Source organism: Actinoalloteichus sp. AHMU CJ021, from assembly GCF_002895405.1.
GTDB lineage: Bacteria > Actinomycetota > Actinomycetes > Mycobacteriales > Pseudonocardiaceae > Actinoalloteichus_B > Actinoalloteichus_B caeruleus.
Window position 1 is genome coordinate 2,095,147 of the sequence record NZ_CP025990.1, and the last position, 23,575, is coordinate 2,118,721.

General features: G+C 73.5%; 18 protein-coding genes. 9 read left to right on the plus strand and 9 right to left on the minus strand.

What is annotated here, in order from left to right; all coding sequences use genetic code 11:
* The first annotated feature begins 150 nt into the window (after nucleotides 1–150).
* A complete protein-coding gene (sepH, locus tag C1701_RS08710) occupies nucleotides 151–1,056 on the plus strand; it encodes a septation protein SepH (RefSeq protein WP_026417495.1) in 906 nt (301 codons plus the stop codon).
* A 115-nt stretch (nucleotides 1,057–1,171) separates the two neighbouring features.
* Here the strand turns inward: sepH and C1701_RS08715 are convergent, their stop codons facing one another.
* Nucleotides 1,172–1,414 carry a hypothetical protein gene (locus tag C1701_RS08715; RefSeq protein WP_026417496.1) on the minus strand — a complete coding sequence of 81 codons (243 nt, stop codon included), beginning with the start codon at nucleotides 1,412–1,414 and terminating at the stop codon, nucleotides 1,172–1,174.
* A gap of 62 nt (nucleotides 1,415–1,476) precedes the next feature.
* Here C1701_RS08715 and C1701_RS08720 point away from each other — a divergent pair, with 62 nt between their 5' ends.
* The 3 genes from C1701_RS08720 to C1701_RS08730 all read left to right on the plus strand — a co-directional run bounded on the left by C1701_RS08720 (nucleotide 1,477) and on the right by C1701_RS08730 (nucleotide 6,080).
* Nucleotides 1,477–3,471: an ABC transporter ATP-binding protein gene (locus tag C1701_RS08720; RefSeq protein WP_337662203.1), complete on the plus strand. Its 1,995-nt coding sequence runs from the start codon at nucleotides 1,477–1,479 to the stop codon at nucleotides 3,469–3,471.
* Nucleotides 3,468–5,372 carry an ABC transporter ATP-binding protein gene (locus C1701_RS08725; protein WP_103055792.1) on the plus strand — a complete coding sequence of 635 codons (1,905 nt, stop codon included), beginning with the start codon at nucleotides 3,468–3,470 and terminating at the stop codon, nucleotides 5,370–5,372. The genes C1701_RS08720 and C1701_RS08725 overlap by 4 nt, the downstream gene beginning before the upstream one ends.
* Before the next feature lie 120 nt (nucleotides 5,373–5,492).
* Nucleotides 5,493–6,080, plus strand: coding sequence for a DUF2537 domain-containing protein (locus C1701_RS08730; RefSeq protein WP_156038744.1), 588 nt, complete (start codon nucleotides 5,493–5,495; stop codon nucleotides 6,078–6,080).
* 19 nt (nucleotides 6,081–6,099) lie between these two features.
* Here the strand turns inward: C1701_RS08730 and C1701_RS08735 are convergent, their stop codons facing one another.
* Nucleotides 6,100–6,906, minus strand: coding sequence for a TrmH family RNA methyltransferase (locus C1701_RS08735; protein ID WP_026417500.1), 807 nt, complete (start codon nucleotides 6,904–6,906; stop codon nucleotides 6,100–6,102).
* A 187-nt stretch (nucleotides 6,907–7,093) separates the two neighbouring features.
* Between C1701_RS08735 and C1701_RS08740 the strand changes: the two genes are divergently transcribed.
* Complete coding sequence (locus tag C1701_RS08740; RefSeq protein WP_026417501.1) at nucleotides 7,094–8,596, plus strand: glutamate-cysteine ligase family protein; 1,503 nt, start codon at nucleotides 7,094–7,096, stop codon at nucleotides 8,594–8,596.
* Nucleotides 8,597–8,783: 187 nt separating this feature from the next.
* Here C1701_RS08740 and C1701_RS08745 read toward each other — a convergent pair whose 3' ends face one another.
* The 4 genes from C1701_RS08745 to casA all read right to left on the minus strand — a co-directional run bounded on the left by C1701_RS08745 (nucleotide 8,784) and on the right by casA (nucleotide 13,068).
* Entirely contained in the window at nucleotides 8,784–10,103 is a 1,320-nt protein-coding gene (locus C1701_RS08745; protein WP_035273511.1) for an MFS transporter, read from the minus strand.
* 164 nt (nucleotides 10,104–10,267) lie between these two features.
* Nucleotides 10,268–10,696, minus strand: coding sequence for a MarR family winged helix-turn-helix transcriptional regulator (locus tag C1701_RS08750; protein WP_026417503.1), 429 nt, complete (start codon nucleotides 10,694–10,696; stop codon nucleotides 10,268–10,270).
* 64 nt (nucleotides 10,697–10,760) lie between these two features.
* Entirely contained in the window at nucleotides 10,761–11,249 is a 489-nt protein-coding gene (locus C1701_RS08755) for a hypothetical protein (protein ID WP_026417504.1), read from the minus strand.
* Between the two features lie 202 nt (nucleotides 11,250–11,451).
* The gene (gene casA / locus C1701_RS08760) at nucleotides 11,452–13,068 is read right to left on the minus strand and encodes a type I-E CRISPR-associated protein Cse1/CasA (RefSeq protein WP_051313367.1); all 1,617 of its coding nucleotides are present in this window, start codon (nucleotides 13,066–13,068) and stop codon (nucleotides 11,452–11,454) included.
* A 1,221-nt stretch (nucleotides 13,069–14,289) separates the two neighbouring features.
* Between casA and C1701_RS08765 the strand changes: the two genes are divergently transcribed.
* Both C1701_RS08765 and C1701_RS08770 read left to right on the plus strand, forming a co-directional pair.
* The gene (locus C1701_RS08765; protein WP_026417505.1) at nucleotides 14,290–15,786 is read left to right on the plus strand and encodes an NCS2 family permease; all 1,497 of its coding nucleotides are present in this window, start codon (nucleotides 14,290–14,292) and stop codon (nucleotides 15,784–15,786) included.
* A gap of 53 nt (nucleotides 15,787–15,839) precedes the next feature.
* Nucleotides 15,840–16,139: a DUF2530 domain-containing protein gene (locus C1701_RS08770; protein ID WP_245588681.1), complete on the plus strand. Its 300-nt coding sequence runs from the start codon at nucleotides 15,840–15,842 to the stop codon at nucleotides 16,137–16,139.
* 123 nt (nucleotides 16,140–16,262) lie between these two features.
* Here C1701_RS08770 and C1701_RS08775 read toward each other — a convergent pair whose 3' ends face one another.
* Entirely contained in the window at nucleotides 16,263–19,448 is a 3,186-nt protein-coding gene (locus C1701_RS08775; RefSeq protein WP_103055793.1) for a sacsin N-terminal ATP-binding-like domain-containing protein, read from the minus strand.
* Nucleotides 19,445–20,578: a DUF3027 domain-containing protein gene (locus tag C1701_RS08780; RefSeq protein WP_103055794.1), complete on the minus strand. Its 1,134-nt coding sequence runs from the start codon at nucleotides 20,576–20,578 to the stop codon at nucleotides 19,445–19,447. The genes C1701_RS08775 and C1701_RS08780 overlap by 4 nt, the downstream gene beginning before the upstream one ends.
* 57 nt (nucleotides 20,579–20,635) lie before the next feature.
* On the opposite strand from C1701_RS08780, the gene C1701_RS08785 reads away from it, so the two are divergent.
* Nucleotides 20,636–21,541, plus strand: coding sequence for a glutaminyl-peptide cyclotransferase (locus tag C1701_RS08785; RefSeq protein ID WP_103055795.1), 906 nt, complete (start codon nucleotides 20,636–20,638; stop codon nucleotides 21,539–21,541).
* Between the two features lie 56 nt (nucleotides 21,542–21,597).
* On the opposite strand, the gene C1701_RS08790 is transcribed toward C1701_RS08785, so the two are convergent.
* Complete coding sequence (locus C1701_RS08790; RefSeq protein ID WP_026417510.1) at nucleotides 21,598–22,194, minus strand: TetR/AcrR family transcriptional regulator; 597 nt, start codon at nucleotides 22,192–22,194, stop codon at nucleotides 21,598–21,600.
* An 80-nt stretch (nucleotides 22,195–22,274) separates the two neighbouring features.
* Here C1701_RS08790 and C1701_RS08795 point away from each other — a divergent pair, with 80 nt between their 5' ends.
* Nucleotides 22,275–23,039, plus strand: coding sequence for an alpha/beta fold hydrolase (locus tag C1701_RS08795; protein ID WP_026417511.1), 765 nt, complete (start codon nucleotides 22,275–22,277; stop codon nucleotides 23,037–23,039).
* Nucleotides 23,040–23,575: the final 536 nt, after the last annotated feature.

Sequence of the window (23,575 nt, forward strand, 5' to 3'; positions counted from 1 at the left end):
ATAGCAAGCTGCCGTGTGGGTGAAAAATTGGCACAGTAGGGCTACACCGCCGGGGCTCGGTTCGTGCTAGGGACCGGCGCGCCTGCCCGGGTAGATCACTGAGTCAACCTACCGTCGGTCTGATGAGGTGGAGTCAGCGGGGAGGTAGTGATGCGAGCGCTGCGAGTCGTCGGGCTTGATGACGACGGCAAGACCGTCATCTGTGAAGACCCGGCTCGTGGCGAGCGCTTCGCGTTGCCGGTGGACGCGCGGCTGCTCGCCGCCGCCCGGGGCGACGTGACCAGGCTGGGCCAGGTCCAGGCCGAGATGGACAACCAGATGCGGCCGCGTGAGATCCAGGCGCGCATCCGGGCCGGGGCGACGGTCGAGCAGGTGTCCGAGGCGGCGGGGATCCCGTGCCACCGGGTGGAACGGTTCGCGTACCCGGTGCTGCTCGAACGGTCGCAGACCGCCGAACGCGCCCAGCGCGCCCACCCCATGCGGGAGGACGGGCCGGACGTCCAGACCCTCGGCGAGGTGGTGTCCCACTCGTTCGGGCTGCGTGGCCAGGACTACACGGACGCGAACTGGGACTCCTGGCGGGGCGAGGACGGCAAGTGGATCGTCCAGCTGCACTGGCGGGCCGGCCGGTCCGACAACCGGGCGCACTGGATCTTCCACCCGGGTGCGCACGGCGGGACGGTGACCGCCCTGGACGAGCACGCCGCCGACCTCCTCGACCCGTCGCCGAGCCGGCAGCTGCGCACGGTCCGGCCGGTGACGCGGCTGGCAAGGCAGGCGTTGGAGGCCCCGGACGGGGTGGACACCACCCTCGCCGAGGTGAACGTCGAGGTGCGGACGCCCGACCAGCCGGTCGACGCGGAAGCCGCGCTGCCGGTGGTCACCGAGGGCGTCGAGGCACCCGAGCTCGAGGACGGGACGGGGCACGAGACCGACGACTCGGTTCCGGCGGAGGTGGGCGCCGCCCGACCGGGCACTCGGCGGGTGAAGAAGAGCCATCCCATCGTCCCGTCCTGGGAGGACGTCTTACTCGGGGTCAGGTCCCAGCGGGGTTGACCCGATGAGGGAGCCGGTCGGCACGCGGGAGCCGACCGGCTTCGTCGTGTTCGGGGACGGCCAGCGGGTACCCGAACGGCGGACGCGCCGGGCGACCGCGCACCCCGACCGGCGGTCAGGGCGTGGTGGGCCAGGAGTCGTCGAGCAGCGTCAGCGGCCACCCCTGGTCCTCACACCACTCCTCCGCCTCCTCCCGACCGATCTCCGCCACCGTGGACGGCAGCGTCGAGCCCAACCTCGCCCAGCCGTCCGGGGCCAGCACGTACCCCTGACCGCCCACCACGCCGAGCAACCGACCGGCGGGGAACGCCATCGTCGCCGAGGTGCGCAGGTAGGTGACCTCTCGTGGGAGCGCCATGCTGGTAGTGACGCACGGATCGGGCTTGACCTCAACCGCGCTTGACCAACGACAGTCGCACCGTGCGCCCCACGAAAAACCAGTCGCCGCCGAGGGAGGCTCGTCGTACCGTCGAGTTCGCCATGGACACCGACACCGACACCGCGGCCCCAGCGAACACGGCGGACCCCACTCGCCCAGACCTCCCCGGTGGCCACCCGTCGGAACTCTCCTCACCTCCACCCCGAGGGGAGACGGCGGCCCGCCGATCCGCGACGAGAGCGCTGCTGCGGCTCTCCCCGTACGCGGGCACCGTCCGGACACCGCTCGTCACCGCCACGCTGCTCGCCCTGCTGGCGGTGCTCGCCGGCCTGGCTATGCCGCTGGCCATCGGCGCCGCGATCGACGGGCCCGTCGCGGAGCGCGACCTGGCCGGCCTGGGGTGGATGGCGGGGCTGGTGCTCCTGCTGGGTCTCGTGGAGTCCGGGTTGCACCTCGCTCGTCGCCGGATCATGTCCGGGCCGACCACGGCGGTGGAAGCCCGGATGCGGCAGGACCTCTTCCACCACCTCCAACGGCTCCCGGTCGCATTCCACGACCGGTGGCCCTCCGGCCAGCTGCTCTCCCGTGCCGTCAACGACCTCTCGACGATCCGCCGGTTCTTCGCCTTCACCAGCGTCTTCCTCGTCGTGAACACGATCACGATCCTGGTGGGGCTGGCGATCCTGTTCTCCATCTCCCCCGTGCTCGCGATGATCATGGTCGTGATCGGGATCCCCACCGCGCTGATCACCCTGCGGGTCGAGTTCCGGTACAACTCGGAGTCCCGGCTCGCCCAGGACCAGCAGGGCGACCTGGCCACGACCTTCGAGGAGTCCGTGCTCGGGGTGCGGGTGCTCAAGTCGCTGGGCCGGGGGCGGCACCTCGCGCGCCACTTCGCGGCCCAGGCCCGGCAGCTGCGGGGAACGGAGCTGCGGAAGATCCACCTGCTGGGCTGGGTGTGGATGTGGATCATGGTGCTGCCGGAGATCGGTGTGGCTGCGATGATCGCCTACGGGGGCTACGGGGTCGCCACCGGGACGATGACGGTCGGCTCGCTGGTGGCCGCGATCACCATCCTCGCGTACCTGCGGTTCCCGATCGACTCGATGGGCTGGCTGTTCAGCGAGGCCAACGAGACCGCCACGGCCAGTGACCGCTACTGGGAGGTGCGGGACAGCCTCCGCGAGATCGAGGACCCGGCCGAGCCGGCCGACCTGCCACGCCCGGTCCGGGGTGAACTCCGCTTCGAGGACGTGCGCTTCCGCTACTCGGGTTCTGGCGGCGCTGAGGAGCGGGCCGGCGACGACGAGGTGCTGCGGGGCGTGGACCTCACCCTGGTGCCGGGGGAGACGATGGCGCTGGTGGGCGCCACCGGGTGCGGGAAGACGACGCTGACCGCGCTGGCCTCCCGGTTGGCGGACCCGACGGGCGGACGGATCACCCTCGACGGCGTCGACCTCCGGGACCTGCGGTTGGCGGACCTGCGGACCGCCGTGACCACCGCGTTCGAGGATCCCGTGCTGTTCTCGGCGAGCGTGCGGGAGAACGTGCGGCTCGGTGCGCCGGACGCGACCGAGGAGGAGGTCGTGGCCGCGCTCCGCGTGGCGCACGCGCTCGACTTCGTCTCGGCGCTGCCCTGGGGGCTGGACACCAGGATCGGCGAGCAGGGGCTTTCACTGTCCGGCGGGCAGCGGCAACGGTTGGCCCTGGCCAGGGCGGTGGTCGCGCGTCCCGCGGTGCTGGTCCTCGACGACCCGTTGTCCGCCCTCGACGTGCACACCGAGGCCGAGGTGGAGGCCGCGTTGCGGCGGGTGCTCAGCGGGGTCACGTCGCTGTTGGTGGCGCACCGCCCGAGCACCGTGCGGTTGGCCGACCGGGTCGCGCTGCTGGAGGGCGGTCGAGTCACGGCGGTCGGCACCCACCACGAACTGCTGGCCAGCGAGCCCGGCTACCGGGCACTGCTGGCCACGCCCGATGACGAGGACGGCCGCGACGGGGTCGCGGAGCCGGCGGGGAACGAGGTGTCATCCCGATGAGCGACCCGGCTGACGCGGGTACCCCGGACGCGGGGCGCTCGCCCGCTCCGACCACCACCCCGTCTCCAACCGACACGAGCACCCCGGGTGACGACTGGCGCGGCGTCGCGGCCGAGGACGTCGAGGACCCGGAGGGCCAGGCGAGCCTCCGGTTGGAACGCCGGTCCCGTCGGTTGCTCGGCGAACTCATCCGCCCCCGTCGGGGCCCGGTGGCGCTCGCGCTGCTGCTGACCGTGCTCCAGAACGCGTCCTACCTGGCCGGGCCGTTGTTGGTGGCCGGCGCCATCGACGTGGGGTTGCCGGCCGCGCTGGACGGCAGGCCGGAACCGCTGCTCTGGTTCGTCCTGGGCTACGCGGGGGCGGCGATCGTCTCGGCCGTGCTCCAGTTCGCCTTCATCACCCTCTCCGGCCGGCTCGGCCAGGACGTGCTGTTGGAGCTGCGGCAGCGGTTGTTCCGGCACGCGCAACGCCTGTCGGTGTCGTTCCACGAGGGGTACACGTCGGGGCGCCTGATCTCCCGGATGACCTCCGACATGGAATCGCTGGACCGGTTGCTCGCCGAGGGCCTCGACGGGTTGTTCACCTCGTTGCTGAGCATGATCGGCATCGCGGCCCTGCTGCTGTGGATGGACGCGCCACTGGCGTTGATCATGCTGGCCGCACTCGTCCCGCTCGTGCTGGTCGCCGGCTGGTTCCGGTCGCGGTCCCGCAGCGCCTACCGCCGGACCCGCTCCTCGATGGCCAACGTCATCAACCACCTCGTGGAGACGATGAACGGGGTCCGGGCCGTGCAGGCCTACCGGCGTGAGCACCGCAACGACGAGATCATGGGCGAGGCGAGCGGCGAGTTCCGCCGGGCCAACAAGCGTGCGCTCGACGTGCTGGCGGTCTTCGTCGGGGCGACGCGGAGCCTGGGGAACCTGAACCTGGTCGTCGTGCTGGCCGTGGGCGGCTGGTGGGTGGCCGACGGCCGCCTCGAACTGGGGGTGCTCACCGCCTTCCTGCTGTACCTGCGGCGCTTCTACGAGCCGTTGGACCGGCTGGCGATGGTGCTCGACTCGTACACCGGAGCGGCGGCCGCGTTGGAGAAGATCTCGGGCGTGCTGGCGGAGGCGCCCCACGTCGCCGAGCCGTCCGAGCCGGTACGGCTGGTGTCCTCCCGAGGTGACGTGCGGTTCGAGGGGGTGGAGTTCGGGTACGGCGAGGACCGCCCGCCGGTGCTCCCCCGGTTCGACCTCGAGGTTCCCGCTGGTCAGACGGTGGCGTTGGTGGGCGCGACCGGGGCGGGCAAGTCCACCCTGGCGAAGCTGCTCGCGCGCTTCTACGACCCGAGCGCCGGCCGGGTGACCCTGGACGGTGTGGATCTGCGGGATCTCGCCGACGAGGACCTCCGCACGGCGGTGTCGATGGTGACCCAGGAGTCGTTCCTGTTCTCCGGTTCGATCGCGGACAACATCCGGTTGGGGCGGCCGGAGGCCACCGACGAGGAGGTGGTCGCGGCGGCGAGGGCCGTCGGGGCCCACCCGTTCGTCACCTCGCTGCCGGACGGGTACCGGACCGAGGTCCACAAGAGGGGCGGGCGGCTCTCCGCCGGGCAACGGCAACTGATCGCCTTCGCCAGGGCGTTCCTGGCCGCGCCCGCGGTACTGGTCCTCGACGAGGCGACCTCCAGCCTCGACCTGCCGGCGGAACAGGCGGTTCAGAGGGCGCTGGAGACCGTCCTGCGGGGCCGGACCGCGGTGATCATCGCGCACCGGCTGTCCACGGTGTTGATCGCCGACCGGGTCCTGGTCATGGACGGTGGTCGCATCGTCGAGGACGGGCCGCCCGCCGAGCTGATCGGCTCGGCGGGCGGCCGGTTCCACGCCCTCCACGAGGCCTGGCGCGACTCCCTGGTCTGATCGACCACGAGCGCACTCGGCGGGGACCACCCCACGACGAATCCGTGACGATCCAACATACTGGACGTCGGATTCGTTGGGGCACGACGAACGGCGTGGTGCGGGCCGGGGGTGGGGCGGGTGGAGCTTCGGGCGCAGGGCGGGCGGCCGGTGGTGACGCGGGTCAGTGACGGGACCCTGGTGGAGATCGAGGGGGAGCGGACCCGGCTGCCCCCCGACCTGGCCGCGTCACTCCGGGAGTGGGCCGAGGTCGTCGAGGCGGTGTGCGCCCACGAGGAGGCCGGGAACCGCGCACTAGTCTCGGAGCGCGGCCGCAGGCTGGCCCACCGGCTCGCCAGGGCCACCCGGTCGCGGGTGCGGTACGTCGATCCGCTGGTCGACCGCGTCGTCCTGGTCTCGGCGCCACCGGGCGCCCGCGCCTCCCGCACCTCGACCGCGGCGGAACCCGTCCCCTGGGCGACCGGCCTGACCGCCAGCGCCCTCACCGGGGGGCCGGTCGCGGTCGGCCTGTCCGCGCTCTTCCTCGACCTGCTCACCGACGGCCCGCTCGCCCTTCTGGTCGCGAACCTCGTCGTGGTGGGCGGGCTCGCCCCGGCCGTCCTGCTGCTCGCGCGGCGCGCGGTGTGGCGCTGGGTCGCCCACGGCGTGGCCGGCGGCGTGTTGGTCAGCTGGTTCGTCCTGGCGCTCAGCCTGTTGGGACCGCGTTGACCCGTTGGCGTCGCCCGCGTCAGCTGGCCGGGGCGAGGGCGTGGAAGGCGATGGCGGCCGCCGTCGCCACGTTCAGCGAGTCCACGTCACCGGCCATCGGGATGCGCGCCCTCAGGTCGGCCGCGCTCATCGCCTCCTCGGTCAGCCCGGGCCCCTCGGAACCGAGCAGCACGGCGACGCGACGACCAGCCAGACCGGCTCCGGCCAGGGGTGCGGCCCTCGCGTCGGGCGTCAACGCCACGACCTGGTAACCGGCCCGCCGAAGCGCGTCGAGGCCGTCGGGCCAGGGGCGCAGGGTCGCGAAGGGCACCCGGAGCACATGTCCCATCGAGACGCGGACGCCGCGGCGGTACAGCGGGTCGGAGCAGCCGGCCCCCAGCAGCACCCCGTCGACCCCGAGCGCGGCCGCGTTGCGGAAGATCGCGCCGAGGTTCTCGTGGTCGCCGACGCCTTCGAGAACGGCGAGGGTGCGCGCCCGGGATGCCAGCTCCACGGCGTCGGGCATGGGTGCCCGGTCCGCGACGGCCAACACCCCCCGGTTCAGGTGGAACCCGACGACCTCCGCCATCACCTCGGCCGGGGCGACGTACGCGGGCACGTCGACCCCGGCGAGTTCCGGGCCGAGCTCCTCCACCCGGCGGGCCACTCCGAGCAGCGCGCGGGGCGGGTAGGCGGAGGCCAGGAGCCTGCGCACCACCACCACGCCCTCGGCGATCACCAGGCCGCGTCCCCCCGGCCGGTCGGGCCGCCGGTCCGCGGTCGTGAGATCGCGGAAGTCGTCCAGCAGGGGGCTGCCCGGGTCGGTCACCTCAGTCACTCGTGCCACGGCCCGAGTTTCGCACCACGGGGATTCCGGACCGGCCGGGCGGGTAACCCCCCTGTCGCGTGGTCCCCGCCCCGGCGTGCGCGCTGAGTGATCGTGTCGTGACGGGGAGCACCGTTTTGGCCGCTAGCGAGCGGGTTACGGCTGTGTCACGGTGAGCGTCCGCTCGAGAGCCACCATGGGAGGCGACATGGGACAGGACTTGGGGGCGCGGTCGTTCAGCCGGGAGGACCGGCAGCGCTTTCGCGACAAGGTGCAACGGTGCCTGGAAGCGCTTGCCAGGATGCTCGCACAGGACAGGTTCGCGCAGGACAGGCAGCGCATGGGCCTGGAGATCGAGTTAAACCTGGTCGACCAGGAGTTCCGACCGGCGATGGCGAACGCGCAGGTGTTGGAGAAGATCGCCGACCCGGCCTTCCAGACCGAACTGGGGCAGTACAACATCGAGATCAACGTGCGCCCGCGCCCACTCGCCGGCGACGAGGCGGTGGAGCTGGAGGAGGAGCTCCGGCAGGCGCTGAGCAACGCCGAGGCCAAGGCGGTGGACACCGGGGCGAGGCTCGCCGCGATCGGCATCCTCCCGACGCTGCGCACCGAGCACTTCGACCCGCACTGGCTGTCCGTGGGCTCGCGGTTCGACCTGTTGAACAAGGAGATCTTCTCGTCACGCGGCGAGGAGATCCTGTTGAACCTCAAGGGGTCTCCGCTGCCGGGGCGGGACTCCGAGACGCTGCGGAGCTACGCGGACTCGATCCTGCCCGAGTCGGCCTGCACCTCCGTCCAACTGCACCTCCAGGTCCGGCCGGAGGACTTCGCCGACCACTGGAACGCCGCCCAGTGCCTGTCGGGCGTGCAGGTCGCGATCGCGGCGAACTCCCCGTTCCTCCTGGGGAAGGCCCTCTGGCACGAGACGAGGATCCCGCTGTTCCAACAGGCGACCGACACCCGCCCCGACGAGCTCAAGAACCAGGGGGTCCGCCCACGGGTGTGGTTCGGCGAGCGGTGGATCAACTCGATCTTCGACCTGTTCGAGGAGAACGCCCGCTACTTCCCTGGTCTGCTGCCCGAGACCGACGAGGAGGACCCGCTGGAGGCACTGAACATCGGCAGGACGCCCAAGCTCGCGGAACTCAGGTTGCACAACGGCACGGTGTGGCGGTGGAACCGCCCGGTCTACGACGTCGTCGAGGGGCGACCACACCTGCGGGTGGAGAACCGGGTGCTGCCGGCCGGGCCGACCGTGGCGGACATCATGGCCAACGCGGCGTTCTTCTACGGGGCGCAGCGGGCGCTGGTCGACCAGGAGCGTCCGCTGTGGAGCCAGATGTCGTTCCACGCGGCGGAGGAGAACCTGTACGCGGGCGCGAGGAACGGCATGGACGCCCAGTTGTACTGGCCCGGCGTGGGCTGGACCCCGCCGCACGAACTCGTGCTGCGCAGGCTGTTGCCGATGGCCCACGAGGGCCTGTCGCGGCTGGGGGTGTCGGCGGCGGTCAGCGACCGGTACCTGGGGATCATCGAGCAGCGCTGCCTCACCCGGCAGACGGGCGCGAACTGGCAGCGGCAGACCGTCGCGGCCTGGGAGGACGCCGGTCACGGACGCCAGGAGGCGCTGTCGCGGATGCTGGAGGAGTACCTGGAGCACATGCGGGAGGGCAAGCCGGTCCACGCCTGGCCGGTGCGGAACCACTGACGGGAGGGGCGGGGACGCCGGCGCACCCGGTGCCGTCGCCGCCACCAGCGGGCGTCGGCCCCGCTCACCGATGGCGAGCGGGGCCGACCCGTTCCCGAACTGACTACCGCTCCCACCACGAAGCGGATGTTGGTTAGGCTAACCTATCCTTCGCTGGTTGCCAAGCCCGCGCGCGTCACGGGAATCCTCAGCTCCCGGGCCGCCCGCTGGCGGTCGCGGCCGCCAGCGCCCCCGCCGCCTCACGCCTGCGCACCCGCGCCATCAGACCGGCGGCGGTGAGCGAGGCCAGGAACGCGATCGCCCCGCCGGCGATCAGCGGGGAGGGCACGCTGATGTGTTCGGCCATCCAGCCGGAGAGGCTGCTCCCCAGGGGCATTCCCCCCAGCAGCACCAGCATGTAGAGGCCCATCACGCGCCCCCGCATGTGCGGTTCCACCGTGAGCTGCACCGTCGCGTTGGCGGTCAGGCTGAACGTCATGAAGGCGATGCCCGTGGGCACCAGCACGGCTCCGAAAAGCCCCATCGTGGGCATGAGGCCGAGCATCACGACCAGGCAGCCGAACACCATGCCCGCGACGAGCAGCAGGCGGAGGCTGGGGGTGCCGTCCCTGCTCCGGCGGGCCGCCATCGCCGCCCCGGTCAGGGTCCCGACGGCGAGCACCGTGGAGAGCAGGCCCAGCCCCTGAGGGCCGGCCTCGAAGAAGTTGTTGGCCATCACCGGCAGGGTGGTGTTGATGTTCATGCCGAACGTGCTGACCAGGAAGACGAGCCCCATCAGGACGGTGAGGTCGGGTCGTCCCCGCACGTAACGCAGGCCTTCGCGCAGTTGCCCCCGCGCGCGCGGCACCGGGTCGGAGCGGAACAGCTTGTCCGGGTCCATCAGGACGAGCCCGAGGACCACCGCCACGACGCTCACGGAGTTGACGACGAACAACCACCCGGTGCCGATCCAGGCGATGGCGTACCCGGCGATGCCCGGGCCGACGATGCGGGCCGTGTTGAAGGTCATCGAGTTCAGCGCCACCGCGTTGGCGACCTGGTCACGGCCGACCATCTCCATCACGAAGGACTGGCGGGCTGGCGTCTCGAACGCGGTGAAGCAGCCCAGGACCAGGCAGAGCACGTAGACGTGCCAGAGTTCGACCACCCCGCCCAGCACCAACAGCCCGAGCACCAGCGCGCAGGCGCCGATCCCGCTCTGGAGGACGATCAGCATCTTCCGCTTGTCGAGCCGGTCCGCGAGGACACCGGCCCACAGGGTGAGGCCGAGCGTGGGGATGAACTGCAGTGCGATGGCGATGCCGAGCGCGACGGGGCTGTCCCCGGAGAGCTTGAGCACCAGCCAGTCCTGGGCGATCCGCTGCATCCAGGTACCGACCAGCGAGATGATCTGCCCGGAGGCGTACAGCCGGTAGTTCCGCACCCGCAACGAGGCGAACATCCCCCCGCGCGCGGGCGCGTGGTCGCGTGGCTCCTGGAACTCCTGGGTCGCGGCGAAGTCCGGCACGGGACCAGCCTCGTCCGAGCCACTCGGTTCCCGCTGGGGCGAGTCTCGGGTGGGCTGCTCGTCACCCGTGTTCCGGCCACCGCCTCCTCCGCCCGACGCGTACCCCGGCATCGGTTACGCCACGTCCCCTCTCCACGACCCGCTGGTCACCAACCCGCCTCGTCTCACGAACCGGCGACCCGGTCGATGATCTCGGCGGCCCGGCGGAGCACGTCCCGCTCCGAGTCGTCGAGTTCGGCGAGCCGGCGCTCCAGCCAGCGCTCACGCGCGGTGACCTCGGCGACGATGTAGGCCCGCCCGGTCTCGGACAGTTCGACGATGGCCTGCCGCCCGTCGGTCGGGTGGGGCCGCCTCGTCGCGTAGCCGGCGTCCTCCAGGGCGGCGATCACCCGCGTCATGGACGGCGGCTGCACCCCCTCCTTCGCCGCCAGCTCACCAGGCGTGAGCGGACCGCACTTGTAGAGGCAGGACAGCGCGGACAGCTGGGTCAACGTCGCCGACGCGTCGGCACGCTGGGCGCGCAGCCGTCGGTTGAGGCGCACCACCGCGACGCGAAGCCTGCTCGCCAACCCGGGGTCCAGGTAATCGGACACGTCGTTAGCCTACCTCACTAACTCTGCGTGCCCTCGTGTTCCGAGGGGGACGGCCGTGCGCCGGTCAGGCCTGCCCCACCGCCCGGCTCGCCGGCGAGCTGCCGCTCCCGGGCCCACCAACTTCGGGATCTCCGCCCAACGCGGCCGCCGCCCCTCGCCTGAGCAGGGAGGCCAGCAGCTCCACCCGTTCCGTCGGCATTCGGGCGCTCCACAGCACGCGACCGTCACCGGTCAGCGTGGCGACCGCACCGGTCGAGGCCGGTTCGATCAGGAGGGAGGCGACCACCACCTCGGGGTGCAACGCGGTGAAGACCGATCCGGCCGGCCGGCGCAGCGCGTCGGCGACCCGCGTCGCCGTTCCGGGGTCCAGACCGAAGGCGACGCTCTCCTGGGCTCCCGACCGCACCACGACGAGCCGACCGCCCGGCCCCACCTCGACAAGGACCGGGGCCTGGGCACCGTCGCGCGTCGGACACGGTTCGGGCGGCACCGCGAATCCCCCGGTCACGGCCCGAGGAACCGGGGAAGCGCCGGTGTGCCGAGTGGGGCGCATGGGAGCCTCCTGGCCAGGGAACGGGCACGGCAGCGAGGCCGTCCACACCGAACCGGTCGACACCGCTCACCCGTCAGGACGAGCGGCTCCCGCTCGACGAACCCCTCCTGGCCGATTCGGGCCAGTCGGCCGGTCCGGGTTCGGGCGATGTGGTGAGCACCGGCACGGGTGGCGCGGCTCCCCACCCCGGCCCGGCACGTCCTCAACCCTCGGCCTGACCGGACGCGAGGCCCTCCGGTGACCACCGCGCCCTCGGCAGGATCTCCCGCACTCGCCGCCGGAAGGTGCCCAACGCGAGTTGCGCCGACACCCGCTGCCTCCCGGTGGTGCGGGCGGTCCCGGCCGGCGTGGCGAGCAGCGGCCCGACGACCCTCGTCAAGGCCCCCACCGCCGCCGCCTCCCACGCGGTCCGCAACCGCTCGACGTCCCCCTGCCCCGCCACGGCGGCGTCCGCGCTCAACTTCACCAGGAACCGGCGGACCTGGGTGTCCAGGGCCGCCAACACGCTGTCCCCGACCGCCTCACCACCGTTCCAGGTCGGGGAGTCCGTCCCGGTACCGGACAGCAGGCGCTCGGAAAGCCTGTTGGCGGCCCTGGCCAGCTCCTCGGCCTGCTGGCACACCTCGGCGACGGCCGCGCGCAGCCGCGCCTCCTCCGAGCGGAGGACCCGGACCGGCACGGAGACGGTGTCGGCGAGGACGTCGTCCACGGTGCCCGACTTCGAGCCGTAGACGACTCCGGAACCAGCGAGCCGGAGCGGGTAGTCGTCGGGCACCCCCTCGTCGCCGACGAGGCCGCCGAGCACGTCGAGCACGCGGGGCGGGCAGGAGGGCTCCCCGCCCGAGGTGGGGTTGAGCGCCAACATGGAGGACAGACCGCGCCACCCGAGCCGTCCGGGAACGTGCCGGCGGGGTCGCCACGACGGTTCGTCCCCCTCCGCCACCCGGCCCCCCGTCCACACGCTGTGCGGCTCGAACTCCCCCACACCCCCGCTGAGCCGGTCCCCGGCGGTCACGACGGCGTGCCGCACCCGCACCGGCTGCCCCTGACCACCCACCGGGAGCAGGAGCACGCGCCGGGAGAGCCAGGTCAACAGGTCCAGCGGACCGACGGCTGGACGGGACACCCACCTCGCGCCCGTCGGCGGCCGACGCCACTGGGGGCTGTCGCCGGGGGTGGCCGGCCCGATCGGGAGGTTGAACAGCAGGGTGTCGAACAACGTGGTACCCAGCGGCAGCACCGGCCCCAGCCCCCCGAGGGACCCGGCCGGGTTGCCCGTGGTCTTCCCCGCGACAAGGTGGGGATCGCCCAGCGCGCCGGTCTTGATGCCGGCCGAGTCCCAGCAGTGGACGTGCAACAGCCACCAGGCGGCCTCGGCGGGACGCAGCCCGGGGGCCGGGCTGGGGGCGGGTGGCCCCGTGCCGTCCCGTCGGCGGGGCGAGGTGGCGAGCACGTGCCTGGTCCTGCTGCTCGGGGTCCGCAGCCCGGCGGCCTGCGCGAAGGGCGCGGTCGGGTGGAAGAGGTCGAAGCGGTGTCGCCACTCCGCCAGGTACCCGCCGATCCGGTCGCGCTGACCGGCGTCGAACCGTCGAGCACGGAACGTCCGGAGCCAGACGTCCCTGGTCATCGGGCCGAGCGCGTCGAGCACGACGGGCAGCAGGACCTGTCGCAGCAGCGTCGGTGCCATCGTGGGCTGACCACCGGCGAGGTCTCCGAACTCGTGGGCGTCCAGCAGGGCGTCCGCGAGCGACACCTCCCCCACCGCGCTACCGCAGACGAGCGGCAGCCAGGGTTCGTCGATCAGGTCGAAGGTGGTCATGCGTGTCTCCAACGGGAGTCGAGGCGCGTGGGGACGAGGGCGGCGGGGTCCTCGGGTGCCGTGGCCCCCTCGTCGTGGGCGCCCGGGGCACGGGGCGGGGCGGAACGGGACGCCGACGGGGTTCGCCACGGGAACGGTGTCCGGTCGACGCCGGGGAACGCTCCGGTGGGAAGTCATTTCCGAACCGGGCCCCACGCACCGGCCCCGCCGAGGTGAACCGCGCCGAGTTCGACGGGTGAACGCGACGAGCGGGCGGCGGATGCGCGAATTCGCGGGCGCCCGACAAAGGCCGATCCTTTCCCCGAACAATTACCCGGGGCGGCGATCGGGACATCCCCGCGCCCGTTTCTCGGGGAATACGACCGACGCGCCATCCACCTCCAGCCGTCACCGGAAGGGCGCGGAACACCGACCACCACCCGTGAACGCGCCGGTCAGGGCTGTCCGACGCGCCCACGGCCCCGACCGGGCCCGCTCGACACGAGCGGTGAGGCACCGGGCCACGAATCCGGACCGGAGACGAATGCAGGCAGGGGCGAACACGGGAGCACCGTAGCGCGACGCACCCCACGCCCAGGATGAATGCGCGGATATCATCCGTTCGGAGCAATAAGGGCCAAACCCGCGCCTCGATATGGCCAACAACCGTTCAGTTCTTTCACTCGACGGTGTGAGAAGGACGAGCGCTGGCGGGGTTCACGGGAAGGGCGACCGGGCGACGACGACTCCTCCGACCGCCCGGGCGGAGCACCGACGGGGAAGCGGTCCCCGGCGTCGACCGCGGGCGCGCGCCACCTCCCCGAGCCCAACCCCGTCCCCGTGGCCGGGAGGACCCGAAGCCGGTTCGACCGCTCGACGACCCCGGCACGAGGGGCCGTGGCGGGGGCTCACCCCGCCACCGAGCCGTCTGGGAAGCGGCACATCGGACACGTGGTCGCCGACGGCGCGTCGGTCCCACCCCGTGCCGCTCCCCCGTCCGACCGAGCAGGACGCCCCGTGGGGGCCGAGGGGGCGGAGCGTGGCGGTGGCCTGCCTCGACGAGGGGTATGGTCCCGCACGCGGGCGACGCGGGGTGGTCGCTGCGGGGAGGTCGACGGAGCCGGGCGCCCGGGTGGGCGAGGCCACGTCCCGACCCGCCACCCCCGCGTCCCCGACGAGGCGCCCGACGACGCGGTCGCGCGCGCCGTCGCGCCTACCGATCCAGTCCAGTACGGGAGCACCATGTCCAGCAACGGTGACGGCACCACCGTCCAGAACTCGTCCGAGCCCCCGGGCAGGTCCCGGCTCGACCGGTTCTTCAAGATCTCCGAACGCGGTTCCTCCGTGTCCCGGGAGATGCGGGGTGGCCTGGTCACCTTCGTCACGATGGCCTACATCATCGTCCTCAACCCGCTGATCCTCGGCAGCTTCTCGGCCGACGACCCCGGCGCCAAGGTGGACGTCAACGGCGACATCCTCACGGTCCCCCAGGTCGCGGCGGCCACCGCCCTGGTCGCGGGGGTGATGACGATCCTCTTCGGGCTCGTCGCCAACTACCCGTTCGGCCTGGCGGCCGGCCTGGGGATCAACACCCTCGTCGCGGTCACCATCGCTCCGCAGATGACGTGGCCGGAGGCGATGGGGTTGGTGGTGATCGACGGCCTGATCATCCTGGTGCTGGTGGCGACCGGCTTCCGCACCGCCGTGTTCAACGCGGTCCCCGCTCCGCTCAAGGCGGCGATCGCCGCCGGCATCGGCGCCTTCATCTGCTTCATCGGCCTCGTCGACTCCGGCTTCGTGCGCCGGATACCCGACGAGGCGGGCACCACGGTGCCGGTCGGGCTCGGGATCGACGGCTCCATCGCCTCCTGGCCGACGGCGGTGTTCGTCGTCGGCCTGATCCTCACCGGCGTGCTGGTGGCCCGGCGCGTCAAGGGCGCGATCCTGCTGGGCGTCCTCGGCGGCACCGTGCTGTCGGTCGTCACCGAGTGGCTCACCGGAGCCGGCCGCGGCGGTCCGGACAACCCGACGGGTTGGAACCTGAGCTACCCGGGCCTGCCCGAGCAGTGGCTGTCCCTGCCGGACCTGTCACTCGTCGGCGACGTCTCCTTCGGCGCCTGGACCAGGCTGCCCGCCATCACCGTCAGCCTGCTGGTCTTCACGCTGGTCCTCGCGAACTTCTTCGACGCGATGGGCACCATGACCGGCCTGGGCAAGGAAGGCGACCTGATGGACGACAAGGGCCAGCTGCCCGGCGTCGGTCGAGCCCTGTTCGTCGAGGGTGTGGGCGCGGTGGCCGGCGGCGCCGGCTCCGCGTCGTCCAACACCGTCTTCGTGGAGTCGGCGGCGGGCATCGCGGAGGGCGCCAGGACCGGGTTGGCGAACATCGTGACCGGCCTGCTCTTCCTGGCCGCGATGTTCCTGACCCCGCTGTACCAGGTGGTGCCGATCGAGGCGGCCGCCCCCGCGCTGGTGGTGGTCGGGGCCATGATGATCGGCCAGGTGCGGCACATCGACTTCACCGACTTCGGTGTCGCGCTGCCGGCGTTCCTCACCATCGTGGTGATGCCCTTCACCTACTCGATCGCCAACGGGATCGGCGTGGGCTTCGTCAGCTACGTGCTGATCCGGGCCGCCACCGGCAAGGCCCGGTCGATCCACCCGTTGTTGTGGGTGGTGGCGGCGGCGTTCGTCGCCTACTTCGCCGTCGGCCCGTTGCAGGCGGCCTTCGGCGGCTGACCCGGCCACCCGGGCGTCACCTCGGCCGGCGGTTCGGGCGTAATCTGGCGGTCGTGGCCGAGTCGCACGGGAACGATGAGCACCAGGGGGGTCCGCCCTCGCGGTGGAAGGACCTGCCCCCACTCAGCGAGCGGCTGGCTCGGTCCGATCCGGTCGTCCTGGTGGGCACGGCCCTGTGGGCCCTGGCCTTCCTGGTCCTCCTCGTGCTCAACCTGACGACCTCCGCCGAGCTGTCCACCCTGGTCTGGACCGCGCTGTCCGGATCGGTGCTGGGGCTGATGGGCTACGGGGTGATGTGGTGGCAGCGGCGGGCCCGGCAACGGGGCTCCCGCACCGCCCAGGTCGGTGCCTGAGACCGGGTCCTGAGACCGGATCTGGTCCGCGCCCCTCCGAGCGGTCGTCGGGGGGCGGCCCGACGAGGCCGGTGAGCGGCCCGCTGCGCCGGCTCGCCCGGGTGGCACTCCCGGTCCGCCCGGTCAGCCGAGCAGCGTGGCGGTGGTGGGTGCGACCAGCAGCGCGGCGAGCAGGTGGCGGTGGGACCACTGCCCGGTGTTCCAGGCCAGCGCCGCCGCCAGTGCCCGGGGAGTGTCCGTGGCGTGCGCCCGCCCCGTGCCGTCGACCCACCACGGCACCTGGTGCCGGCGGCCCTCGCACACCACCTCCAGGCCGTCGTGCACCAGCACGACCGGGGCTCCCTCCCCCTCGCCGGGCAACGCGAGCAGGTCGGCCACCGCCGCGCCCCCGGCCAGCCGGGCCAGCTCGGCCGGCCGGCCGGCACCGACCGGTTCGGCGCCCCACAGCTCCGAGGCCAGCGGCAGGTCCAACAGCCTGGCCAGGTCCTCGCCACTCGCCCACCCGGTGGCCACGCCGGTGCCGGCCCCCGCGCCACCGGGCCATGAGGAGCCGTTCTCCGGCCGGCCGTCGCCACCGGCCGCGACCAGCCGCGCCGCGTCGGCGACCGCCAGGAACCACGGACCGTCCAGGACGACCGCCTCGTCCGCCGGAACGCAGCCGCCGGTCAGCGAGCGGACGTGGTCGGGCGGATCGACGTCCTCCGGGCTCACCCGCCCGGAGCGCACGGCGACGGCCAGCTCGGCGTGCGCCCGCAGGGCCACCCCCTCGGACACGTCCCGCCCCCGGTCCCCGAGCCGCCCGAGCAGGTCCTCGGCGTCCTCGGCGTCCTCGACCCGCAGTCCCGCGCGCACGCCGGCGGCGACCAGCAGTTCTGTCACCGCCACGGGGTCGAGGGTGACCCCGCCGTGCTCCCCGGCCAGACCGAGGTCGGGCACGGGGTCGTGGAGGCCGGCGAGCGCGGTGGCCGAGTCCAGCCGCCACTCGCGGGGCGGGCGGCCCGCCAGCAGGGCGTGCCTGGCCAGCCACCAACTCGTGTAGCCGGTCGCGGTGACGGCTCGCCAGGTGTCGGGGCGGGCTCGCAGCAACCGCAACGCCGAGGGCCACTCGTGGTCGTCGACGAGGTCGAGGTCCCGGACGGCGATCAGCTCGCGGGGACCGTCGTCCTCGGCGCCGGCGGCGTCCCACCACTCCTCCTCGTCCGCGAGGTCGTGGTCGGGTCCGGTGGGGTGCTCGTCGTGGAGGACGGCGAAGGTCTCCAGTACCCCGATCTCGACCAGCACGGGGGCCGGCCACCGGTCGGCGAACGCCGCGTCGAGCGTGGCCAGGGGGGAGTCCTCGGCCAGCACCGCGCGCAGCGGCGAACCCGGCAGCACCACCTCGTCGGCTCGGGCCCAGTCGCCGTCCTCGGTGGGCAGGGCGAGCGCGGCCAACCACGGTCTGGTCCCGCTCCCGCCCGATTCGGCGACAAGGCGGAGGACCAGGTCGGCGCGGGAAGCCACGTCGATCCCGGCGTCCGCGTCATCCAGGCTGCGGTCCACCGCGGCCCTGAGTGGCTCGGAGTCCAGCAGCTCGGCGGGGCCGGCCTCCCTCGCACCCAACTCGCGCAGCAGCGGGTGGTCGACCTCGGGGTGCGCCAGCCGCAGGCCGGTGATCTCCGCTTCGGCGAGTTCCTCGGCGTCCACCAGCCCGGGGGCCGGGAGGAGGACGTCGCGGGGGCCGGTGGCGGTGCGGCCGTCGACGAGGGGGACGGGCAGTCCGCCCAGCGCTTCCCGCCGGTCCGGATCCTCGGCGAGCCGCGCCGAGAGCGCCGTGTAGAGGGAACGCCACCAGGACGGCGGTCGGGCGATCCCGGCCAGCTCCTCGACCACGTCGGCGGGGCTGACCCGCTCGACTCCGAGGGCGGCCAGCGCGCTGGCCGCCCTCCGGTGCGACACCGAGGGGGCCACCAGTCCTGGGAGCAGCGGGGCGAGCGCGACCCCCAGCTCCGCATCGAGGTCAGGGAACACGCGTGCTCCGGCCGGCGCCACCCGCCGCCCGTCAGCCGAGGGCAACCACTGCTCGGCGCGGAGCGCGGTGAGGACGCCCTCCCGGAGCGCGGAGTCCACGTCGGACCGGGGGAACCCTGGTCGTGGCACCAGTTCGGTCCGGTCCGACCCCTCGGCCGCGAGGAGCAGGGCGGGGTAGGTGCGAGCGGCCTCGGCCAGCACGGCATCCGTGACCGGTCCGGGGAGCACCCGGCGGCGGGACGGTTCGAGCGGGACGTCGGCGAGCAGGCGGGCCGGCAGGGAGGTGGCCTCGTCGGTCCCGGTCGGGGCGTGCAGCACGTCCTCGGACAGCGGGTCCGGGGTGCCCTGGGCGGTCGTGGGGACCGCCCAGCGCACGGACCAGTCGGTGCGGCGGGACTCGACGCCCAGTGCGGTCGGCTCCACGCGCAGTTCCCCGCTCGCGCTGGCCACCAACCACCGCCGGGCCCCGTCCGGGGTCCGCACCACGATCCTGGAGAGCGCGGGGGGCGGGTGGGGTGCCGCGGCGTCGCCTGGGTGGGGGCCGGGCGACGGCGGGGCCAGTGGTGTCTCCTCGCACGACCAGTCGTCGGCACCGACCCGGACGCGCCGCAGGCCGGGCAGGGCGAGCAGCAGGTCCTCGGCCTGGTCCCGGAATACCGCGAGCAGCGCCTCCCCGTCCACTCCCGGGGCCAGCGGGAGCCGCACCTCGGTGGTGAACCCGGCGGGTGGGCCCGGTTCGCCGGGCGGCGCCGGCCAGGGCAACCGGAGGACGGGGACCGCGCCGTCCCTGGCCGCGACGAGGTCGGCGAGGTCGGGGATGGCGGTGATCTCGGAGCGCGTCGCCGCGGCGCTGAACCGCACCCCGCCGTCCCTGGAGACGATCCGTGGTTCCTCGGTCACGGCGAGGACCGCCGCGAACCCCACGCCGAACCTGCCGGACGTCGCCTCGGGGCTGATGGCCTTCGTCGAGGCCCGCAGCGAGGAGAGGGCCTCGACTCCCCGCGCGTCCAGCGGGCGACCGGTGTTCGCCACCCGCAGTTCCGGGCCGGCGCCGCCCTCGGCGATGGTCACCAGGAGTTCCCCGGGAACTCCCGCCTCCAGGGCGGCATCCGCCGCGTTCTGGGCCAGCTCGACCGCGACGCGGTCCCGGTACCCGCCGTACCGGAGGTCCTCCTCGCTGTTGGCGTCCTCCCGGAACCGGGTGCGGGACGAGCGCCAGGCCCCGAGGACGGCGGCCCGGATGCGTCCCGTGCCGAAGGGGTCGTCCGGGTCGGACGCCTGGTCGGCCGGCCGTCCGGTCACCGCTGCTGACCGGACCCCGGGGAGGACCGTCGGCGGCGGCGGGCGCGGGGAGCGGGCGCGGTCTCCTCCTGGTCCCGCTCGTCCACCGGGGCGGGGGCCTCCGCGTCGGCCGGGGCGTTCCCCGCCGCCGCACCCTCCCCGTGAGCCTCGCCCGCGCCGTCGGCGACCGGGCTCCCGGCCGTCGTGGTGTCGGGGGTGCCCTCGTCCTGGCTGGCCGGGGCGGTGGGGCCGGCCTGCTCCGGCGCCGGGTCGCTCGGCTCCCCGGCGGCGGCGGGTCCGGCGGAGGTCTTCGTGGGACGGCGCTCGCCCTCGGCGATGCGGTTCACCGTCCCCACCGGGATGAGGTCGACGCCGGCGTCGTCGTAGACGACCTCGGCGATGGGCACCGGGGAGGTACCGCCACCCTCCGCCTCGGAGTGCGCTCCGCAGCCGTACTCGACGTGCACGACCCGGCTGTCGGCCGGGGCGAGCTCGTTGCCGCACGCACCGAAGGCCGCTCCGAGGGAGCCGTCGAGGGGGAGGTAGAAACCGCAGGTCCCGCAGTTCCCCGGGGCGCTCTTGGCCATGTCGCTGTCGGGGCCGAACTCACCGGAGACCCACCGTTCGGCGATCTCGACCCGGCCGTGCCTGCCCAGCACGCGGTGCCGACCGAGGCCGAGTTCCCTGGCGACGTCCTCGATGGCGGGGTCGTCGCTGGCGAGGTAGCCGGGTACCAGCCGGGGATCGTCCGCAGGGGTCGGCAACAGGTCACCGACGCCGAGGTCGCCGGCGCGGACCCGCTGGTCCCAGGGCAGCCACTCGGGGGCGACCAGCGCGTCGGGGCCGGGCAGCAGCACGACCTCGCTCACCGTCACCGGGCTGCCCGGGCCCGCGTGGGCGAGGGTCACGGCCCAGCGCCAGCCGACGTAGCCGGGGTGTGTGGCCGCGAACAGGTGGGTGGCGGCGGAGTCGTCCTCCGCGAGGACGTCGACGTGCTGACCGACGACCTCGCTGCCCGCCTCCTGCTGGGCGGCCTCCCAAGCCAGGTCGACCGCCGCCGCGAGCTCGGGGGCTGGTTCACGCGCCTCGACCGGTTCCTCCTGGTCAGAGGCGGTGTCAACATCGGCGTCGTAGGGCGTGGGAGTTGACATCACGGCGTCAATTGTGCCCGACGCCTTTTGATCTCCCCGCTCCCGTGCCAGGGTGTCATGGTGCGCTTTCGCCCGATCCCCCGTGCGCGGCCCCTCGGCCCCGGACGGGTCGGTCGTGGCGCCCGCCCGCGCCGAGCCGTCCTCGGCCTGCTCGTCGCCCCCGTGCTCGTCCTCGCCGCCTGCTTCCCGCCTGCCGAAGAGCAGGACGCGGGTTCCTCCGAGGACTTTGTCAACCAGGCCGAGCAGGACGTCACGCACGGTGGCAGCGTCCCACAGCGGCTGGCCGTCGACGTCATCGAAGTCCTGCCCCACGACGTCACCGCGTTCACCCAGGGGCTGGAGGTCGCCGACGGCGTGCTCTACGAGGCGACCGGGCGGGTCGGGTCGTCCTGGGTCCGCGCCACCGATCTGGGCACCGGCGAACGACTGGCCCACGAGGACCTGCCGCCACCGCTGTTCGGCGAGGGCATCACGGTGGTGGACGACCGGTTGTGGCAGCTCACGTGGCAGGACGGCACCGCGTTGCTCCGGGACCGGCACACCCTGCGGGAGCTGGACCGCGTCGAGTACGCCGGGGAGGGCTGGGGGATCTGCCACGACGGTGATCGGCTCGTGATGAGCGACGGCACCGACGTCCTGACCTTCCGCGACCCGGAGACCTTCGCCGAACTCGGCTCGGTGGCGGTCACGAACGCGGGGGCACCGCAGCGGAACCTCAACGAGTTGGAGTGCGTCGACGGCGGGGTCTGGGCGAACGTCTGGTTCAGCGAGGACATCCTCCGCATCGACCCGGGGACGGGCGCTGTCACCGACGTCGTGGACGCCTCCGGCCTCCTACCTCCGGAGGAGCAGGCGGGCGTGGACGTGTTGAACGGGATCGCGGCGCTGCCGGGGACCGACGAGTTCCTGATCACGGGGAAGCTGTGGCCGTCGATGTTCCGGGTGCGGTTCGTCGACGGCTGAGGCAGGCGAGTGCCCCCGCCACCGGTGGTTCCCCCCTCCCCGCCCCTCCCGCTCCGTCAGCTCGGCCAGGCACGCAGGGCGAGCGTGACGACCTCGTGCAGCCGTTCCCGTGGGGTGCCCGCGTTCGCCTGGTTGGACAGGCCCTCCCAGACCACCCGCACCCACTCCGTCCAGGCCTCGGGGTCCACCTCGGCGCCCAGCGCGCCGGAGGCCAGGTCCCGCTCGATGCGTTCCCGGACGACGGCGGTCAGGGCGACCTGCTGTTCCTCCAGGGTCCTGCGCACGTCGATGGTGTCGGCGCCGCCGGTCATGGCGGCGCTGACGGTGAGGCAGCCCATCGGCCGGTCCTCGTCGGTGAACTCGTCCACGGAGTCCCGGAGCAGCCGTTCCACCGCCGCGCGCGCGGTGGGCTCACCGGCCGCGTCGACGTAGATGGCCGTGTAACGCCGCATGTACCCGAGGACGGCCTCGGCGAACACCGTGCGTTTGTCGCCGAAGGCCGCGTAGAAGCTGGACGGGGAGATCCCCATCGCGCCCGTCAGGTCGGCGAGGGAGGTGCCGTCGTAGCCGCGTTCCCAGAACAACCGGGTGGCGGTCAGCAGCGCCTCGTCCCGGTCGAAGCCGCGTCGTCGCCCGCGTCCCGGTGTGCCCATGCCCGGGATTCTGCTTGAGCGGAGCGAGGGCGCCGACTACCCTCCAATTCTGGAATGACCACTCCAGAATTGGAGGGCCGATGCGCTGGGAGTCCCGTCTCGTCCACCGCGCCGGAGCGCGGCTCCACGGCCGGTGGCGGGCCGGGCAAGGGCCGCCCCTCGTCGTCGTCCCGGGGGTGCTGGCCGAGGCCCGCGACTTCCTCCCCGTGGCCGGGGCGTTCGGCCGTCCCGAGCCCACGCTCGTCCTCGACCGGCGTGGGCGTGGCCGCAGCGGACCGCTCGGGGAGGACTACTCCACGCGCACCGAGGTGGCCGACCTCCTCGCCTGGGTCGACGAGCTGGCGAGCCCGGTTCGGCTCGTGGGGTGGAGCTACGGAGCCACCATCGCCCTGGAGGCGGCGGCGCTCGACGACCGGGTCCTCGGCGTCGTGGCCTACGAACCGGTGCTCGCGCCCTTCGCCGAGCACGTCCTGCCCGCGCTGCGCGGCGCCGACCTCGACACCAGGGTGGAGATCGTCAACGTGGACATCGCGCGCCTACCGCGCGAGCGGGTGGCGGCCCTGCGCGGCACGCCGGCCTGGGCACGGCTCCGGGAACTCGCCGCTCCCCTTCCCGAGGAACACGCCGCGCTGAACCGGTTCCGCCCCGACGCCGCCTGGTCCGGCCTCGCCGCCGACCTCGTCCTCGGTGAGCACAGCAGGGGGCGCCCGCCCTACGGCGACGCCTTCGAGCGGGTCGCCGACCTGCTGCCGCTGTCGCGCACCACCCTCCTCCCCGGACACGGGCACCTCGCCCACGCCGAGGACCCCGTGGCGCTGGGCCGGCTGATCGGCACGCTGCTCTGAGCTCGGACGTCCACGGCGGCACCTCGCAGAGGCCACACCGGCCGCTCCACACCGAGCCGTGCGGACCGCGCGGGTGGACTCCAGGCACGGATCTCCCCTCCCTCGCGGCGACGGGGACGACCCCGGCCGACCGCGACGGCGGTACCGCCCCCGTCGTGCGTCGTCCTGGTGCAGGATGGGTTTCGGTGGGAGTCGTTCCCGCCACCGGAACTCCGACACGCGAGGAGGTCGGGAGGGTTGGGGCGCAAGCGTCGTTGGGTTGGTGAACAGCACGTTCCGCCACCACCACCGCCCCCGGAACAGGACTCCCCGCACGGGGCCCGCACCCGGTGGGGACGTCGGCCACGGCGGGGGTGGACCGACCAGCCCTCCATCCCCCCACCGGTCGACCGCCCCGCACGCGCGCCGGACCAGGGACTCCACGGCGGGCCGACCGAACGGCACACCGCGCCGGTGCGGCACCCGGGGTGGGGCGGCCCCCGGCCAGCGGAGGAGCACCCACGGGCTCAGCCGAACCCGCCCGCACCGGGTGATCC

Coding starts and splice junctions, on each gene's coding strand:
- sepH (WP_026417495.1), top strand. CDS start 151: ATGCGAGCGCTGCGAGTCGTCGGGCTTGATGACGACGGCAAGACCGTC.
- C1701_RS08755 (WP_026417504.1), bottom strand. CDS start 11,249: ATGCGCCCCACTCGGCACACCGGCGCTTCCCCGGTTCCTCGGGCCGTG.
- C1701_RS08715 (WP_026417496.1), bottom strand. CDS start 1,414: ATGGCGCTCCCACGAGAGGTCACCTACCTGCGCACCTCGGCGACGATG.
- casA (WP_051313367.1), bottom strand. CDS start 13,068: ATGACCACCTTCGACCTGATCGACGAACCCTGGCTGCCGCTCGTCTGC.
- C1701_RS08740 (WP_026417501.1), top strand. CDS start 7,094: ATGGGACAGGACTTGGGGGCGCGGTCGTTCAGCCGGGAGGACCGGCAG.
- C1701_RS08785 (WP_103055795.1), top strand. CDS start 20,636: ATGGTGCGCTTTCGCCCGATCCCCCGTGCGCGGCCCCTCGGCCCCGGA.
- C1701_RS08790 (WP_026417510.1), bottom strand. CDS start 22,194: ATGGGCACACCGGGACGCGGGCGACGACGCGGCTTCGACCGGGACGAG.
- C1701_RS08725 (WP_103055792.1), top strand. CDS start 3,468: ATGAGCGACCCGGCTGACGCGGGTACCCCGGACGCGGGGCGCTCGCCC.
- C1701_RS08765 (WP_026417505.1), top strand. CDS start 14,290: ATGTCCAGCAACGGTGACGGCACCACCGTCCAGAACTCGTCCGAGCCC.
- C1701_RS08795 (WP_026417511.1), top strand. CDS start 22,275: ATGCGCTGGGAGTCCCGTCTCGTCCACCGCGCCGGAGCGCGGCTCCAC.
- C1701_RS08780 (WP_103055794.1), bottom strand. CDS start 20,578: ATGTCAACTCCCACGCCCTACGACGCCGATGTTGACACCGCCTCTGAC.